Source organism: Spirillospora sp. NPDC127506, assembly GCF_040302145.1.
GTDB lineage: Bacteria > Actinomycetota > Actinomycetes > Streptosporangiales > Streptosporangiaceae > Spirillospora.
The window spans coordinates 49,568-66,173 of the sequence record NZ_JBEORG010000016.1 but is presented as its reverse complement, the minus strand read 5'-3'; the positions used below and the strand labels follow the sequence as shown (position 1 = coordinate 66,173).

18 protein-coding genes are annotated in these 16,606 nt (G+C 67.5%); 12 read left to right on the top strand and 6 right to left on the bottom strand.

What is annotated here, in order from left to right; genetic code table 11:
- Positions 1 to 389 precede the first annotated feature (389 nt).
- Complete coding sequence (locus ABTW95_RS17315; RefSeq protein ID WP_131943180.1) at positions 390 to 791, bottom strand: ATP-binding protein; 402 nt, start codon at positions 789 to 791, stop codon at positions 390 to 392.
- Between the two features lie 1,001 nt (positions 792 to 1,792).
- On the opposite strand from ABTW95_RS17315, the gene ABTW95_RS17310 reads away from it, so the two are divergent.
- A complete protein-coding gene (locus tag ABTW95_RS17310) occupies positions 1,793 to 2,926 on the top strand; it encodes an NsdA family TPR-like regulatory protein (protein ID WP_500226776.1) in 1,134 nt (377 codons plus the stop codon).
- Between the two features lie 17 nt (positions 2,927 to 2,943).
- Entirely contained in the window at positions 2,944 to 3,861 is a 918-nt protein-coding gene (locus ABTW95_RS17305; protein ID WP_500226775.1) for a phosphotransferase family protein, read from the top strand.
- A gap of 19 nt (positions 3,862 to 3,880) precedes the next feature.
- Here the strand turns inward: ABTW95_RS17305 and ABTW95_RS17300 are convergent, their stop codons facing one another.
- Positions 3,881 to 4,450 carry a DUF6879 family protein gene (locus tag ABTW95_RS17300; RefSeq protein ID WP_500226774.1) on the bottom strand — a complete coding sequence of 190 codons (570 nt, stop codon included), beginning with the start codon at positions 4,448 to 4,450 and terminating at the stop codon, positions 3,881 to 3,883.
- A 680-nt stretch (positions 4,451 to 5,130) separates the two neighbouring features.
- Between ABTW95_RS17300 and ABTW95_RS17295 the strand changes: the two genes are divergently transcribed.
- Positions 5,131 to 5,919 (top strand): hypothetical protein, encoded by a 789-nt coding sequence (locus tag ABTW95_RS17295; RefSeq protein WP_500226773.1) that lies wholly within the window; start codon positions 5,131 to 5,133, stop codon positions 5,917 to 5,919.
- A gap of 254 nt (positions 5,920 to 6,173) precedes the next feature.
- Positions 6,174 to 6,713 (top strand): hypothetical protein, encoded by a 540-nt coding sequence (locus ABTW95_RS17290; RefSeq protein ID WP_131943185.1) that lies wholly within the window; start codon positions 6,174 to 6,176, stop codon positions 6,711 to 6,713.
- A gap of 185 nt (positions 6,714 to 6,898) precedes the next feature.
- On the opposite strand, the gene ABTW95_RS17285 is transcribed toward ABTW95_RS17290, so the two are convergent.
- A complete protein-coding gene (locus tag ABTW95_RS17285; RefSeq protein WP_500226772.1) occupies positions 6,899 to 7,222 on the bottom strand; it encodes a hypothetical protein in 324 nt (107 codons plus the stop codon).
- 268 nt (positions 7,223 to 7,490) lie between these two features.
- On the opposite strand from ABTW95_RS17285, the gene ABTW95_RS17280 reads away from it, so the two are divergent.
- Genes ABTW95_RS17280 through ABTW95_RS17265 form a run of 4 tightly spaced genes read left to right on the top strand, consistent with a single transcriptional unit; the run spans position 7,491 to position 11,272 of the window.
- The gene (locus ABTW95_RS17280) at positions 7,491 to 8,195 is read left to right on the top strand and encodes an SAF domain-containing protein (RefSeq protein ID WP_500226771.1); all 705 of its coding nucleotides are present in this window, start codon (positions 7,491 to 7,493) and stop codon (positions 8,193 to 8,195) included.
- 4 nt (positions 8,196 to 8,199) lie between these two features.
- Complete coding sequence (locus ABTW95_RS17275; protein ID WP_500226770.1) at positions 8,200 to 9,009, top strand: hypothetical protein; 810 nt, start codon at positions 8,200 to 8,202, stop codon at positions 9,007 to 9,009.
- The gene (locus tag ABTW95_RS17270; protein WP_500226769.1) at positions 9,006 to 10,367 is read left to right on the top strand and encodes a TadA family conjugal transfer-associated ATPase; all 1,362 of its coding nucleotides are present in this window, start codon (positions 9,006 to 9,008) and stop codon (positions 10,365 to 10,367) included. The genes ABTW95_RS17275 and ABTW95_RS17270 overlap by 4 nt, the downstream gene beginning before the upstream one ends.
- Positions 10,364 to 11,272: a type II secretion system F family protein gene (locus ABTW95_RS17265; RefSeq protein WP_500226768.1), complete on the top strand. Its 909-nt coding sequence runs from the start codon at positions 10,364 to 10,366 to the stop codon at positions 11,270 to 11,272. The genes ABTW95_RS17270 and ABTW95_RS17265 overlap by 4 nt, the downstream gene beginning before the upstream one ends.
- A 5-nt stretch (positions 11,273 to 11,277) precedes the next feature.
- On the opposite strand, the gene ABTW95_RS17260 is transcribed toward ABTW95_RS17265, so the two are convergent.
- Genes ABTW95_RS17260 through ABTW95_RS17250 form a run of 3 tightly spaced genes read right to left on the bottom strand, consistent with a single transcriptional unit; the run spans position 11,278 to position 14,412 of the window.
- Positions 11,278 to 13,014 (bottom strand): site-specific integrase, encoded by a 1,737-nt coding sequence (locus ABTW95_RS17260; protein ID WP_500226767.1) that lies wholly within the window; start codon positions 13,012 to 13,014, stop codon positions 11,278 to 11,280.
- Positions 13,011 to 13,307, bottom strand: coding sequence for a helix-turn-helix domain-containing protein (locus ABTW95_RS17255; protein WP_240808274.1), 297 nt, complete (start codon positions 13,305 to 13,307; stop codon positions 13,011 to 13,013). Before ABTW95_RS17255 ends, ABTW95_RS17260 begins: the two co-directional genes overlap by 4 nt.
- Positions 13,308 to 13,329: 22 nt before the next feature.
- Positions 13,330 to 14,412: a tyrosine-type recombinase/integrase gene (locus ABTW95_RS17250; protein ID WP_500226766.1), complete on the bottom strand. Its 1,083-nt coding sequence runs from the start codon at positions 14,410 to 14,412 to the stop codon at positions 13,330 to 13,332.
- A gap of 206 nt (positions 14,413 to 14,618) precedes the next feature.
- Here ABTW95_RS17250 and ABTW95_RS17245 point away from each other — a divergent pair, with 206 nt between their 5' ends.
- Genes ABTW95_RS17245 through ABTW95_RS17230 form a run of 4 tightly spaced genes read left to right on the top strand, consistent with a single transcriptional unit; the run spans position 14,619 to position 16,600 of the window.
- On the top strand, positions 14,619 to 15,515 hold the full coding sequence (locus tag ABTW95_RS17245; RefSeq protein WP_500226765.1) for a type II secretion system F family protein: 897 nt from the start codon (positions 14,619 to 14,621) through the stop codon (positions 15,513 to 15,515).
- A 31-nt stretch (positions 15,516 to 15,546) separates the two neighbouring features.
- Positions 15,547 to 15,759, top strand: coding sequence for a hypothetical protein (locus ABTW95_RS17240; RefSeq protein WP_131943191.1), 213 nt, complete (start codon positions 15,547 to 15,549; stop codon positions 15,757 to 15,759).
- Positions 15,756 to 16,151 carry a pilus assembly protein gene (locus ABTW95_RS17235; RefSeq protein ID WP_500226764.1) on the top strand — a complete coding sequence of 132 codons (396 nt, stop codon included), beginning with the start codon at positions 15,756 to 15,758 and terminating at the stop codon, positions 16,149 to 16,151. Before ABTW95_RS17240 ends, ABTW95_RS17235 begins: the two co-directional genes overlap by 4 nt.
- Positions 16,148 to 16,600, top strand: coding sequence for a TadE family protein (locus ABTW95_RS17230; protein WP_500226763.1), 453 nt, complete (start codon positions 16,148 to 16,150; stop codon positions 16,598 to 16,600). The genes ABTW95_RS17235 and ABTW95_RS17230 overlap by 4 nt, the downstream gene beginning before the upstream one ends.
- Positions 16,601 to 16,606 lie beyond the last annotated feature (6 nt).

Genomic DNA, 16,606 nt, shown 5'->3' with positions numbered 1-16,606 from the left:
CGGTCAGCGGCCGGCAACCCGGCAAGGTCGCCAAGAACAGCAAAGATCAGCGATGATGAACAGGCAGGCACGGTCTTCTCTTGTGATCACGAGGCGTAGACAACTTCATGATCGCGGAGGCCGTGCCTGCACGCATCTCCGCGCCCCCAACCCGGCCGACCGAACCGGACAATCAGGCCGTCACTTCCACTACGCCGGAGCCCTGCGGAGAGACGACAGCACGCCGCACCGTCTACGCAGCGGTCCTCGGCGCACAAACCGGCACAGACGCCTCGGCCCCGTCCGTAGACCGGCTGATGCGGGCTGCGGACGGGGCCTCCCGACGCGAGCGGCGTTCTTCTACGCTGTCCCTTGAGGGGCCAGCCTGGTATCAGCAGGCTGGACCCTCCCTACGACGCCAGCGTCACCTGCTGCCCCGGGCCGTTCTGGGCGGGGCGGCGCAGGTCCATGTCGGCCCACACGGTGAAGCCGTCCCCGGGACTGCCGTGCACTCCCATCGTCAGGGCCAACTTGGACACCGTGAGCAGGCCGTAGCCGCCCACCCGCGGCTCGCACCCCGGCGTCTCCGACCGGATCGTGGGCACGCAGCCCCCGCCCAGGTCGGTCACCGCGATGTAGGCGATCTCCGACAGCGTGACCTCTAGGCCGAACCAGCCCCGGTCGTTGCCCGACCGCGAGTGCCGGACCGCGTTCGTGGACAACTCGGCCACCACCAGCGCCACGTCCTCCTCACGGCCGGTCCCCTCGAACAGCGTCGCGGCGAACACCCGAGCGGCACGCACCTGATCCACTCGGCCCGGGTAGACCCGACGCCACTGCATCGGCCCCGAACCCCGCAGCCAGTCGCCCGGAGAGCACATGCCCCAGCTTTTCTTTTCCACTTTCCATTCCCCTTGTCGTTTGGCCGCCCCTGCCGTTTAGACGGCCGTTGAAGCGGGCGGATGGAATACAATCAGCGCTTGCCTCTGTTCATGGCGTCAAGCAAGCTGTGTATAGGTCTGGTAAAAACAGGGATCCGCACCGACGGTTCAGAGCGGGTCGCCAGCTCTCCATCGAGCAACCTGCCTTGCAAGGGCATCTGCGGTCTCCTGCTCAACGAGCTGGCCGCCGAGCAGCGCCCACCAATGCCGCGTGGACTGCCCGTACCAAGCGCACAGGTATGGGAATCGCTCTTGCAAGGCCAGCAGCGACGCCCGCCTTATCCGTTCTGGAGAAGCCTGGATGGCGGGCACAACCGGCAGATCAAAAGATGTGTCTTCCGGAGTCGAGGGAGAGCCGTCTTGTTCATTCATCTCGTCAACAACACCGTGGCAGCGCCTTCTCCCTGTTGCCGTCCTCGCCGCAACTAGAACTCGGAAGGACCTGGCCAAGGACCCGGATGGGCAACCTTGATCATGCTTGTTGTCAGGACGGTCACCAGCCGCACCATCATCTGCTCAACGCCGACGCCGACACGACGCCCAGAGCAGTGCGCGACCCGGGCCCTGGTTGGGCGATCGTCTGGCACAGGAGGTCAGCGGGCAGGCGCGCGACGGCTTGCTGCGTCTGATCCTCTGGGAATCGGTGCACGATGACCGGCTCTCTGTAGGACGTGGCGATCTGGTCACTGTTAGTGAATCTGTGGTGGGCGCCACAGCTCTAGACGACAATGTTCGACAGCTTGCGACATCTTCAGCGTTCGCCCGGCAACCGACAGACAGGGAGGTGCACGCTCATGCCCTATGAGACGACCCCACAGGTCCGGGCTCGGCTGCGCCGCGAACGGCGGACGAGGGGATGGGACACCCCCCGCATGGCCCAGGAGCTGCGCGACGCAGCCGACTATCCCCACAAGATGCCGAGCGTTCGGAGCCTGCGCCGCTACATCGAGCGGTGGGAGAAGGGCGAGGTCGTGCGGGTCACCGAGCGCTACCGCATCCTGTACACCCGGGCCTTCGGCATGAGTGACGACGAACTGTTCGAGGACGGGCCTCAACCGCCGCCCGCACCCAATCCCAATGAGGGAGACGTCGAGGCGATCCGCGGCATGCTCGCAGCGCTGATGGCCTCCGATCGGCAGTTCGGCGGCACCCGCATCCGCCGGCAGGCCACCGAGTACCTCACCGACGTCATCGAGCCGCGGCTCCGTGGACACGCATCCGATCCCCTCCGCCGGCGGCTCTTCGCGGTCTCCACCGAGTTCACCCTGCGCGTCTCGGCGATGAATCTGGACACCGACCGGCCGGATACCTCTCTCACCCTGCTGGGCCGGGCCGCGAGCATGGCCAACGAGTCGGGCGACCCTTCCCTGACGGCGTGGGTGTTGTCACGGCGCGGGGAGCATGAAATGCACCAAGCCACACTCGCCCGACGTCCCGCTCAGAAAGCGGGATACGTGGACCAGGCGTTGGCTTACACCGAAGGCGCCGTCGGCATAGCGCGCGCGGTCCCTCCGCTCGGGCGGGCCTTCCTGACGACCAAGGCCGCGCTCGCATGGTCGCTGACCGGTAACCGTGCACGCACCCAGCGCATCCTCGGCGATGTGTGGGACGCCTACGAGCGAACCGGAACGACGACCGAACCCAGTTGGATCAACGCCTACGGAGTCGGGCATCTGCGCCATGAGGAGGCCCGCTGCTATGTCAACCTCGGCATGGGACGGCACGCCATCCGCTCCGCCGAGCAGAGCCTGGCCACCCGAACCGAACCACGGCCCCGCGCCTTCACCCTCGGCGTCCTTTCGATCGCACACGCGCAGAACCTGAACATCGAGCAGGCCTGTGCCTGCGGCCATGAGCTACTCACACTCGCCGCTGAGATCTCCTCACGCCGTGTCTGTCTACGGGTCACCGAAGTGCTCGATGCCCTCCGCCCTCACCAGGACCAACCCGCCGTCACCGAGCTATACGAGGCCGCGCGTCCGGTGTTGGCGCGTTGCGCCCGGTGAGCCGCAGGTGACCCTTCATGGCAGCCCTTCCCGACGAGATCCGGCTCCTGCTTGACACGGTCAGCGAGCGGTGCGCGATTCCGACGGGCGATGCTCGGCTGGTGGGGCAGCACAGCAACACCGTCATCGCGCTGCCGGCAGCACGACTCGTCGTCCGCATCGCCGGTAACCCCAAGGCGTTCGACAGGGTCACTCAGTCCGTCGCAATAACGCGATGGCTGGCCAGCCGCAGATTCCCCTGCACCGAGCCTGCCGATGCAGATCCCTTCCGCATCGACGCACACGTGTTGTCGATCTGGCGGCTGCTCGAGGTCTGTGCCGGGCACCCGGGAACCGGCGCAGACCTCGGCCGAATACTCCGGGCGCTCCACGACCAGCCGGTCCCGCCGTTCAAGCTGCAACCGATGACCGACCCGTTGGGCAGTGTCGCCGAGGCAGCCCAACGCCACCCCAATGCCATGAGCAACCGAGACCGGTCATGGCTGCTCACCCGAATCAATGAGATCCGCACCGCCTGGACGCAACTGGCCGGCACGCTCCCCTCTGGGCTGATCCACGGAGATGCCCACACCAATAACCTCATCCGGGTCCGCGATGGGGAGGTCGTGCTCGGCGACTGGGACCACGTCGCCCATGGCCCTCGGGAATGGGACTTGATCCAGCCGCACTACATGCGTCGCCGGTTCAACCGCCATACTGAGCAAGATCTTGATGCCTTCACAGCCGCCTACGGACGGGACGTTCGTACCTGTCCGGGCTTCGACGTGCTCGTGCACGTCCGTGAACTCAGCGGACTGAGTCCCTACATTCGCAAAGCTCCGAGCACCGATTGGGCTCGGCGAGAAGTCGCTCACCGGCTCGCCACCTTGCGAAACGACGACACGGCCGCCAGGTGGAACAGCCCTCCGAGACCGACATCTGCCGAGCAGGGCTGAACCTCGATGGTCCCGACTATCAGGTCGGCTCGAAGTCCGCGTGTGGGATCGACCGCTTCCATCCTGCTTCGAATGCCGACAAGCACAGCGACACCACGGACGGCTCGGTGCGATTCTCAGGGCCCAGCGACGATCCGTCCCCGGCGAAGTGGTTGAACTGCACGACCCGGTCGTCGAACACCCAGTAGTCGTTACCCGGCAGCGCCAGATCCGATGCCCGCCGACGCGGCAGCCAGCGCACCGACTCACCCGCCGCCACGTTCATCGGCGTCACGCCGTACTCGTAGCGGATGTAATCGGTGACCGGCTCGGACACGATACGCAACCGGCGGATCGACACCCCACGGGCCACCACGGGTGCGAGGAGGTCGATCCATCCTTGCCACCGCTCGACCGGGTCGAAATGGTCACCGCCCAGCCACCTCAAGTAGTCCGGGACGGCCGGAGTGTAGACGTCCCTCTGCTCCAAATGCACAGCCGAGAACCGGCACCCAGCCAACAGGGAGGCGAACGAGTCCCCACGCCCGCCGTTGGGGTCGTCACTCACCTCGGTCGCCTCGCCGCGTCCCTTGTCCCCGCTGCTCGCCATCAGCCGTCCTCAAGCCGCCGCTCGCCAACCTGTCGGTTCCTGTCTCTCACCATGGTTGTCCCGCAAGTCTTCATGCCCCGTCAACCGCTCGGCGCCGGGCGATCCGGCGGCAGCCAGGTCCTCGTCGAGTGCGACCTCGGCCGTAGGCACACCATCCGTTCGACGACAACACCGCAGGTCACAGCGATTATGAGCACTCCGTGAGCACTTCAGTGACATGCGTTGCCGTGTCTTCATGAAGCGCACACAGTCAGCGCTGCGGAACGTTAGGTCCCGTGGAGCGCGGTCGGCTGAGCCAACTCGCGCCGGCTCATCGTGGCAGTGGCGCGGAGCAGATCGCGACCAGATGGAAATCCTCAAAAGGTTCCCATACCGGCATGAGAAGGATCCGGGCGAGCGAGTGACCGAGGGGGCTGCCAGCCCCTCCCGAGATCTTTACCGAAGGAATCTGGCGGCGGATGAACAGCCAGGCAGCGGCTGTTTTAAACACTCGGCCGACTTTGCCTGTTCATACGAAAGAACATCGCGGTGAGGGTGTCATCGCAGGTCAGGGCCGTTTCTAACACATCATGAACACTTCGTGTGCAGGGCGTCCTGCCTATGAAGTGTTCATGATCTGCACATGCCGTGGTGGACACCTGGGGTCATCGATCCATCACGACCTTTCGGGGGATGACGACATGAGCCACCGCCGCGCCAATGACCAGCGTCCGGCCAGCACGGTTGCGTTCCGGTCGCGCAACGCGCTGACCGTTGCCGAGGACTCCTTCCGGCTACTGACGAGGGGCCCGGGCCCGCTCACGGTGGACGGCCGAGTGATCGGGCAGGGCCTGCCCCAGCAGCCGATCGACCTGAACACACTGCGCGACCTGCTGCTGGAGCGCTCCGCATCCAGCGATCTGAAGGACCAGGTGTGGTGCGAACTCATCCGCCGGGCACGGACCGGAGAGCCCTCATGGGTGGTCGGCTGCGTCGGAATGGCCATGCCCGGTCTCAAGAGCATCGCAGCGCGCATCATCCGTTCCAGCCCGAGCCATCTCGCTGACGACATCGTCTCGGAGCTGCTGACCGAGTTCGTCGCTCAGGTGGCGCGTATCGACACCTCGCGTCCGCACATCGCCGCGCGCCTGATGTTCTGGGCTCGCAAGGGCGCCCTGCGCGCCCGAGGCAGGGAGACCCGCCACGTCCCGTGTGACCCGCGTGAACTGGCCCACCGTGCGGCTGCGGCCAACTCGGACCCGGTGATGTTGCTCCTGGACGCCGCACGCCAAGGGGTCATCAGCCCTGCCAACGCCGAACTGATCATCGCCACGCGGCTGGACGGCACCTCCGTTCAGGAGTACGCCCAGGTTCAGGGAGTGCCAGCCAAACGCCTGTACAAGCAGCGGCACGCGGCCGAGACCCTGCTGGTCGCAGCCGTTCAGGACGGCCGGATTTCCGCCGACTCCGCTGTTCCGCCCGGGATGTGATGAGCAGGATGCCTCCAATTCCGGCATCCGGGCGTGGCATCCCAAGGTTCACAATGTGAGCATACCGCCGCATTACGGTACGAATGCATTCACCTTTGGCCACAGGCATCCGGAGATTTACTCTCTTCACGGCGAGACACGGATGCGAACGCCACCGTGCGCATCTACCATCGCTCGTCATTGCATTCTCGGAGCTGCTGCGGCAGCTCTGCCGCAGCAGCACCGAGAACGATCAAACGCATGGAGGCAGATACTTGATCGCAATCCGCCGACGGGTGGCCGCTCAGCTCTGCCTTCCCGGCACCATTGGCATTGCGCTCCTGCTGACAGGCTGTGATGCCGAGGGCCGCACGGCCACGCTGCCTTCCGCCCAGACCATGCCCCCAACATCCCCACCCGCTGACGATGACGCTGCAACAACTGCTTATACAAACGTTGTTGCGCAACTGGATACCGCCGACTCCCTCCCTGAAGGCACCCGGAAGCAAGAGTTGTCGAGATTCATGTCCGACCCCCAACTGTCACGGGTACTCAATCGCGTTGAGGAGTTGAAGGCAGAGAACCTCACTTCCTACGGAAACTCAATTCCACACGTGCAGAGCGTCCACGTCGACGGAAACAAGGCAATCCTGCATGACTGCTTGGACGCCAGCAATGCCGGTCTTCAGAATTCCCGCACACACAAGAAGGTGAATCGGGGCCTCAAGGAGGAAGGAGTCAAGGCGCACCTATCCAAAGGCAGCGATGGGCAATGGCGCGTCGTCAAGATAATCTCGCTCGGCGAAGGCTGCTGAGAAATGTACGCCACTGCGATATCCATTATCATTGCAGGCCCGCTTTCAGCAAATATGGTGAGCTCATTGTCGCCCCCAGCGGATCCACTGCCGCCGGTGGCCAACATCCACGGGTACAAGTACGGCGCTAATTCCCCCGGAAGAAGCGGGCCGAGCCGCCGACCGAAGTCACACTCGACCAAGCATCAGTCCAGCGAATCCGACGCGACTGGGCCACGGGATTGCCAGGAGCTCAGCGAATACGTGCAGGTCGTTTGCGCACCCGAACCCGAGGGCAGTAAGCCGCCCAAGGTTTCACCCGCACAACTGGCTATGACGAACTGGGCGCAGATGCCGATTCCTGCGCCCAGGGTGCGCACCGCGCCGCCGCGGCGATCGGCTGGCTTGGTGGGCTTGCCGGAGTGGTTCTGGGTTACGAACTGGCGCACGATCACCAGCCGGGCCACCGCACGCGATGTGTGGGTTGAGGTCTCGGCGAGGCCGCAGAGCATGACGATCGACCCGGGCAATGGAAGCCCCGTTCGGTGCACAGGTCCTGGAACCGCATATGACAAATCTCGTCCGGCATCTATGCAGCGCACCGATTGCTCGTACACGTTTCAGCGTTCATCGGCGCATCAGCCGGGTGGGGCCTACCGGGTGCGGGTGAGCGTGCTGTGGGGAGGCACCTGGCGGGGTTCGGACGGGTCGGGTGGAGCATTGCCGCCGCTGACACGGTCGACGAGTTTCCGGCTGCGGGTGGCCGAGGCACAGGGTCTCTACGGATGAGGGAGTGGCATGAAGACCGGTAGTGGCACGCTGCCCAAGCCGACGGTTCCGAAGCTGACCGGCGGCCCGAACCCCGCGCCGGCCAAAAGGCTGGCGCGGCAGCGTCGGCCCCGATGGGTGGTGGCCGGCGTAATGCTGCTGGCGTTCGCGGTCTTGGCGAACGTGTACCTGTTCCAGTCATCGGGTCAGCGGGTCGCAGTGGTTCGGCTCGCGCGTGATGTTGCGGTAGGGCACAAGATCGTTCAGGCGGACTTGGACGTCGTTCGCGTCGCTACCGGCTCCACAGTGCCGGTAATTCCTGAACGTCAGCTGGGTGAGGTGGTCGGGCGGCGTGCCGCCGTGGGCCTGCGGAAGGGGACGCTGCTGGCGGCGTCGCAGCTCGCGACGCAGCAGAGTCCGCCCCCTGGGCAGACGCTGGTGCCGGTTCCGCTGAAGGCCAGCGCGATGCCGCCGGGGCTGGCTCCAGGCTGGCGCGTCCGCGTGGTGTTCACGCCCAGCGGTCAGGAGCAAGGCGCCGGTGGCGGTCCGAGGACGGGTCAACAACAGCCCGTCGCGGCTAGGGACGTCTCAGGCGTGGTCGATCAGGTGGAGGGCCCAGACGCAGAGGGGGCGATGACGGTGGCGCTGCTGGTGGCCGATGCCGACAGCAGCCGAGTGGCGCGACAGGCGGCGGCCGGGCTGGTCGTGCTCGTGGTGACCGAAAGGCGGGGCTGAGGCGATGGCGCTGCACTGCCTGATCTCTCCGGGCGGGTCCCCGGGGGTGTCGACGACCGCGCTCGGGCTGGCGTTGGCGTGGCCGGGCCGAGTTCTGCTGGCCGAGTGCGACCCGATGGGGCGCCGGGTGCTGCCAGGGTTCATGGCCGACCGGATGCGTGCGTCTGCCGGACCGGGGCTGCTCGGGCTCGCGATGGCCGCCGAGGCCGATCCTCAGCGCCCGGTCGCGCTGGAGGAGTACGTGGTGCCGATCCCAGACGACGGGCATGCGGGGTTGCTGCATGGTGTCCGCGATCCCCGTCATGGGGTGCGGCTGAGGCCGGTCTGGCCGCGGCTGACTGAAGCGCTGCTGGCCAGGGACGGTGACGTGATCGCCGACCTGGGCCGGGTCGGTGGCAGCGATACTCCGATCGAGTTGCTGAAGGCGGCCGATGCGGTGGTGATGGTCCTCAAGCCCACTGTGACGCAAGTCGATGCCGCCGCGGCTCGGTTGGATGCGCTCAACGAGTTGGTGGGCGAGCAGGCGGCCATCAGACTGTGCTTGATCGCCGATGGGGCTTACGGCGCTGCAGACGTCGAGCGGGTGCTGGGTTTCCCGGTTCTTGCCGAGTTGCCGTGTTCGCCGACGGACGCCCGTGTCCTGTCGGACGGTGCGCGTCCCCGGCTGACCTTCAGGACCTCGCTGCTGGTTCGGTCGCTGGGCGTGCTCGGGAACCGCCTCCGGGCGACCGTCGCCGGGCCGGGAACCACGTCCACTTCCCTTGATGGAGCAAGACGGTCAGCGCCGCTGGCGGCTTCGGGGGTTCGCCGATGACCGTATCCGGATGGGCCAACACGACGCCGGGGCTCTTCGGCTCTGCTCCCCGCCCACAGGCGGCATCGAACACTCTCACATCCGCCAGTGAGACGAACATCTGGGCGGCAGTGCGTGAGATATCTGCACAGCTGGTCGACGCTTTGGCCGACGGAGTGGACCGGGTGCGGGCGCGGCAGCTGATTCAAGCGCAGGTGCAGGCATGGGCGCACGAGCAGATGGCGTCCGGTCGCGTGAGCTCGGCGTTGGAGCAGCAACGGGTTGCGCAGCTGGTGTTCGACCGCCGGTTCGGGCTGGGGGCTCTTCAGCCGTTCCTGGAACGCTCCGACGTGGAGAACATCGTCGTCAACGGCTGCCACCAGACATGGATCAGCTACACCAACGGCACCAAGGAGCCCGGTCCGCCAGTCGCCGAGACCGACGACGATCTGATCGAGTGGGTCCAGTTGCTGGCGCGGCGCGGTAACAGCGGCCGGGAGTTCTCCCACGCGTCTCCCTTGCTGGACGTCGCGCTGGCCGACGGAGTCCGGCTTGCGGTGGTGGGCTGGGTATCGCGGCATCCGCATCTGGCGATCCGGGTCCATCGACTCGTCGACATCGGCCTGCGGCAGCTCACCGAACTGGGCACCCTCACTGCGCCGCTGGAGGCATTCCTGCGAGCGGCGGTCTCCGCGCACCGCAACATCATCGTGTGCGGGGAGGTCAACACCGGCAAGACCACGCTCGTGCGCGCCCTGGCCGGAGAGATCTCGCCCGAAGAGCGGATCATCACCCTGGAAAGCGACTACGAGTTGTTCCTGGACGATCCCCGCCTGGCACACCGCCACCCGGACGTGGTCGCGCTCGAAGCACGTCAGGCTAACTCCGAAGGCGCCGGCGAGGTCCGGCTGCAGGACCTGGTTCCGGCGTGCCTGCGTCTCAACCCCGACCGTGTCATCGTCGGCGAGGCCCGTCACGGCGAACTCGCACCGATGCTGGAGGTGATGTACTCCGGGGCGCGCGGCTCGATGTGCACGCTGCACGTCCATCGTCCCGAGCACGTCTTCAGCCGCGTCGTACAGCTCGGCCGCCGCGCCGACCTCGGCCTCGGAGCCGACGACGTGCACATGATGTTCGGGCTGGCCGAGCCGCTCGTCGTGTATCTGCGGCGCGACCAGGCCACCAACGCCCGGTACGTGTCGCAGGTGATGGAGGTCGGCCCGCCTGCGGACTCAGCGGAGCCGACCCGCAACTTCATCTTCGGTCCAGGTCCTGACGGACGCGCCGCACCGGGCGGCGGACACATCAGCCCAGCCCTGCTGGAGGAGCTCATCGAGCACGGCTTCGATCCCGCGGTCCTCGATGGGGGCTGGCCGTGATGGGCTGGCTGGCCGCCTTCGCCGGCGTGTGCACCGCCGGGGCCTTGCTGCTCATCGCCGTCGGTGTTGCCGGTGTCGTTCCTGGGACATCGGAGGGGCGTCCGCCGTCCCGGATTCAGACCATTTTGCGGTCTCCGGCATGGCCCGGTCGCCGTAATCGGCTGCTTGCCGGTGCCGTGTCCGGCCTGGCGGTCCTGCTCCTGTCGGAATGGCCGGTCGCGGCGCTGGCAGCCGGAGCCGGCGTGTACGCGCTGCCGCCGATGCTGTCCGGACAAGCATCACAGCGGCGGATCGCACAGCTGGAGGCGCTGGCTCAGTGGTCGCGGCGGCTCGCCGAGATGATCGGTGCCAGCCGCGGCCTGGAACAGGCCCTGGCCGACAGCGCCCGCATCGCGCCCGCGCCGATCCTCGGACCGGTCGAAATCTTGTCCGGGCGGCTGAACAGCCACGCCAGCACCGAGCACGCACTGCGGGCGTTCGCCGACGAGTTGGACGACCCGATCGGCGACCTGATCGCCTGCTCCCTTCTCCTGGCCGCACGGCGCCGTGGGCCCGGCACCCGCGAGGCGTTGAGCCTGCTGGCCGACGCGGTCGAGCACGAGGTGATCGTCCGTCGGGACGTAGAGGCCGAGCGGGCGGGGTTGCGCACCACGCTGATCGTGATCGTGTCGTCCGTCGGCGTGCTCAGTGTGCTCTTCGCATCGTCGGACACACTTGCAGGCCCCTACGACACCGCTCTCGGTCAAAGTGTGCTGGCCGTTGTCGCCGGGATCTACGCGGCAGGGCTGTGGTGGATGCGGCGCCTGGCCGTGCTGTCCACCGGCACCCGTTTCCTGCACAAAGACGGTGGGTTCGCGAAAGCTGAAGGGTCGATCGGCTCGAACCCGAGGATGGGTGGGGGCTGATGGGCTCAGATGAGTCCTTGGGTTGGGGAACCGGCGGGCTCGTCGGTGGTCAGGCTGGGGTGGTTGAGCACGGTGGTGTAGTGCTGGGCGGTGGCGATGGTGACGCCGAACAGGTCGCAGATGCGGCGCAGGTCGCCGCCGGTGGCGAGGATCTCGTCGATGATGCGGTCTTGTCGGACGGCTTCGGCGGGCATGCCGAGGTGTTTGTTGACCCAGCAGCGGTTGACCGGGCCGGTGGTCGAGGCGGTCTGGCGGTGCACGAAGAAGTGTGGGTTGAGGCTGCCCGGCCACTGGTGGTGGCGGTGGTCGAGGTAGGCGGCGAGCCGGGTGGTGACCGGGTCGGCGAGCAGCACGGTGCGGTCGGTGAGGTGGCAGCGCCGGTCGTGGATGTCGGTGAGGTGCAGGTCGCGCAGTTCGGCCGGGCGCAGGCCGTGGAAGATCAGCAGGGCGGCCAGCGCGGCGGTGGCGGGATCGGTGGAGTTCAGCGCGGCGGCGAGCCGTCGGGTGTCGGCGGGCAGCGGGGTGCGGCGTTCGAAGCTGCCGATGCGGACCCGGGCGGTGGGGTTGGTGAAGATGATCCGGCGGGCTTTGAGCGTGCTGAAGATCGAGCGCAGGCCCCGGGCGACTTTGACGCGGGGTGTGCCGCCGGTGGGCAGCGCGGCGATGACCTGGTCGCGGGAGATCTCCCGCAGCGATCGGTGGCCGGCCTCGGCCCAGCCCTTGAGGGTCGGCAGGGCCCACAGCAGCAGCAGTTTGATCGTGACCGGTGCTCGTGGCCGTCGCCGCGGCGGGGTGGTGCTGCCGCGGTGCATCACCTGGAACCACAGGTGCAGTTCGTCGGCCATGGGGTCGGGCAAGCCGGCGATGTGCTGGGTGAACCAGGCTTCCAGGATCGGGATGCGGTCCTCGGTGAGCAGGCCGGCCTGGGCCAGCACGGCGCGCACCGGGGTCGGCGACAGCCCCAGTGTGCTCAGGCGCGCGACGTCGCCGGCGCGGATGGGTGGTTCGGTGGCCTGGGCGATGGCCAGCAGCACGCGCATGCCGATTCGGGCGCGCCGGGTCTGTACCGGGCTCCAACTGTGCTGCCGGGCATGGTCGAGGGTGAGCTGGTCGAGTCGTTCGGCCAGCAGGAGGCCGGGTGGATCGCCGGCGCCGTAGCGGCGGGCGGCGTCGGCGAGCGGGTCGGGTGCCAGCAGGTCGAGTTGCCCCGGTATCGCAGGCGGGTGGGGCGGGTCCGGTCTGGGACGGGGTTTGGGGGACGGCCGCCGGGGGTGCGGGCGGTATCCGATCTTGGAGGAGGACAGGCCGGCGAGCATGAGCTGCTGGCCGTGCCGGTTGCCGGCGATGACGTCGACGGGTCCCTGGTCGGGGCGGGCGCGTTTGGCCTGCAGCCAGCACAACCGGCACGCCCGGTGCTTGTTGAGGTGCAGTTCGCGGGTGCAGCTGATGCACACCCCGGTGCCGGGGTTCCAGGTCCGCCATCCGGTGCACGCCTCGCACCTCCACCCGCGGATGCGCAGCACGGGCCAGGCCAGGCAGTCGCGGCAGGAGCCGGGGAGTTGGGGCGCGTACTGGTGGCAGCGGCGGCACAGCCCTTGCGACCAGTAGTCGCCGGTCGAGCCGCACCGCTTGCAGGGCAGCGGCCGGCCGTTGGTCCCGGGTTTGCAGTCGTAGCACAGGCCGCGGTCGTGGTAGGCCTGCGGCCGCAGGCCGCACTGGCGGCACATCCGCGGCGCCGTCACGCCGGTGGTACCGACCGGTGCCGACCCGGCTTGGGCTGGATCGACGGCGCGGGGGTGGCCGCCGCGGTGCTGGCCGGTCTGCGGGCGGCCACCGCCTCGGGCTCGCAGATCAGCAGGTCGCTGGGGGTGCACTCCAGGACCGAGCAGATCACGTCCAGGTCGTCCAGCCGCACGGTGGTCGGCGTCCCGGTCCACAGCGCGGACATCTTCCCGGCACTGATCTCCAACCCCGCCTCGGCCAGCCGCCGCCGCATTTCGGTCGATTTCCAGATCCCGGCCTCGGCGGCCTTCATCCTGAAGTTCCAGCGCACAATGTCACTTCCCGTCGGCGTTGAATCGCGACGCGACCCGGTGGTTTGCGTTCGCCCAGGCGTTCTCGATATGGGTGTCGTGGACGTGGATGTAACGTGTCGTGGTCGACAGCCATTCATGTCCGAGCAGTTCTTGGATGGCTTTGAGGTCGACGCCGCGTTCATACATCGAGGACGCGCAGAAATGGCGGAGCCCGTGCGGGGTGAGCCGTCCCGACCAGGCAGGAAGCCAGCGCTCAACCGCGCCGCTCAGGCCCGCGCGCAATGCCTCGCTGCCGATCCGGGTGCACCGCCCGGTCAGCGTGTCCCGGCGCTCGCTGGGCAGCAGAGGGGCGTCCGGGTCGGCCCAGTCATCACCGAACTGGTGCCTCACCTCCGTCAACCACCAGGTCAACAGCGCGTCGACGGAGTTGATCGCCGGAGCCATCCGGACCTTGGGGCCACGGCCCCGGGCGCCCTTACCGAACCGGACATGGAGTTTTCCGTGCTCACCCAATTCCGGATGCCAATCGCGTATGTCGAGCATCACGGTCTCGTTGATCCGCAAACCGATGCGCCGCCACAACGAGGCCGCCAGATAGTCACGTGCCGCGGGAAGGAACTTCCTCGCCTCCGGGAGCGTCTCACGCCAGCCGGTGAACAATGCCTCCACCTCCTGCTCGCGCGGCGGCACCCTGCTCGAGCCGCTACTGATCACACCGGACGGCCGATTGAACTCATCAATCGGCTGGATGAGCACATGACCGGTCAGCGCATGCACATCACCCTGGTAACGGGAGATGATGAACTCGAAGAACCCGGCCAGCACGCACGCCTTACCCGCCAGCGTCGACTTGGCCAATCCTCGTTGACGCTGGGCGGCGAGGAATCGGTCTGCATCGGCTGGAGCCGCCTCCCACACCGGCCGCCCCAGGAAACCGGCGAAATCGAACAGCACCGACCGCTCCGCAGCGATCGTCGAGTCGGCGATCCCCGCCCCCACGGCCGCCAAGGCGTACTGATCCACCAACTCCTGCTCGAAGTCCTCGATCTCCCGCGGAGTACACAGCCGGCGTGGGCTGCCCAGCGAACGCACCTCAGCCAGCACCCGGCACTCCCTAGTTCATCGAGAACAGCAGAACCACACGAACACCGGCACTTTGTCAGAAATCCCGACCGACTGTCGCAGTATCAACGAGATCGGACTAACCCGCTCCCACCTGGACCACGAGGTCATCTCGACGGAACCCGTCACGAGGAACCCAAAGCAGTAAGGGTTATCACCCGCCCCGCACCCAAACAAGAGGTGAGCCGGTGACCGTCCTTGCCGTGTTCGCCGGATGCCTGGCCGCCGCCGGAGTCATCGTGCTCGTCCGAGAGTTCCGGCCCGCGCCGCCACGTCTGGATGCCGCTCTGGCCCGCGTCCAACCCGTGCCGTTTCAGCCCGCCTCGGTGCGCGCTGGCGGCTCGACGGCCGCTGACCGGGTCGGACGGTGGCTCGTCGAACGCGTCGCGCGTCCAGCTGGGATGCTCGCTGTGCCTCGTGCCGACCTGGCGCTGCTGGACCGTTCAGGCGAACGCTTCATGGTCGACAAGCTGGCCTTGTTCCTCACCGGCCTCGCAGCCCCGTCCGTGCTGACCGGCCTCGTCAACGCGGCGGGCGGTGGCTTGCCGTGGGCCTTTCCGCTCGTGATGGGCCTTGTCCTGGCGGCGGTGCTGTCGCTGGTCCCGGACTGGAACGTGCGTTCCCTGGCCCGACAGCGGCGCCGGGACTTCCGCTACGCCTTCACCTCCTACCTGCAACTGGTCGTCCTGGAACGCCAAGCCGGCGCCGCGCTCAACGCCGCCCTGGAGAACCCCGCGAAGATCGCCGACGGGTGGCCGTTTCAGCGCATCGACCAGATGCTGACCCGCGCCCGGCACGGCCAGCAACAACCGTGGCGCGCACTCGCCCAGCTCGGCGCCGACATCGATGTCCGGGATCTGACCGACCTTGCCCACACCGCGGAGATCGCCGGTGGCGAGGGCGCCAAGATGCACGACGTGCTGATCGCCAAGATCACCTCGATGCGGCACGAGGCGTCCGCTGCCGCACGCGCCGAAGCCAATGCCCGCACTACCGCCATGTGGGTGCCGACCTCTCTGCTGATGCTCGGCTTCGTGATCCTGATCGGCTTCCCGTTCTTCTCCAAGCTCCTGGCATCCGGTTAACGCCGACATCGCATCACCGACTCGGGGGACCATGAACACGCTCTATACCGCTGCAACACGCATGACGATCGCCTTTCTCAACCGCTGCGCAGACCTTGACGTCCGGCGCGACCGGGGATCGGGCGTGGTGGAGACCATCATCATCGTGGCTGGATTCGCCGGCCTGGCCTTCACCGTCTACCTTGCCGTCGCCGGAAAGGTGAACGGTTGGATCAGCAAGATCCCCGGCTCCAGCGGCCCATGACCCGGCGCAACCCGATCAAGGAGCTTGGAGGGGACACAGGGTCGGCGACCGTCACGGCCGCGATCGTCTTCCCCGCCGTCGGTGTGCTGTTCCTGGGGCTGCTGCAGGCGGTCATGGTCTCGGTCGCCCGTGACGTGGCGCTGGCATCCGCCGAAGAAGGACTACGCGCGGCCCGCGCCCGGCATGGCACCGCCGCCGACGGCCGCTCCGCCGCCATCTCCTTCGCCCGCGCCGAACCCGTCCTGCGTTCACCGGACGTGACCGTGTCCGGAGACACGACCATCACCGTCCAAGTGTCCGGAAGCGCCCCTTCCTTCCTGCCAGGCATCGACATCGCCATCAGCCGCACGGCACGCGGCGCAAGGGAACGCTTCACCACCCAGCAGCCATGACCAACCGCTTTTCGCGCAGGACGCCGCTGCGCACCGAGGACGCGGGGAACGCAGCCGTAGAGGTGGCGATCCTCGCCCCGTTGTTCATCACGTTCCTGGCCGGGCTGCTGCTGGTGATGCGCGTGCAGCACGGCAGCGCCGTCGTCGCCCAGGCCACCGCCGACGCGGCCCGCCAGGCCTCCATCGCACGCACCGCCACCCGAGCCCGCGCGGACGCAACAGCCAGTGCCATGGCGACGCTCAGCGGCCGGGGACTGCATTGCCGTCCGACCGTCCAGCTCGATCTATCCGGCTTCCGCCGCCCGGTGGGCCAGGCCGGGACGGTATCGGCGCGGGTCACCTGCGTCATCCGGCTCGCCGACGTAGCGCTGCCGGGCATGCCCGGCTCACGCACCGTGACCAAGACTCACCGGTCCCCTCTCGATCCCTACCGGGGAAAGACCCGATGACCGCCT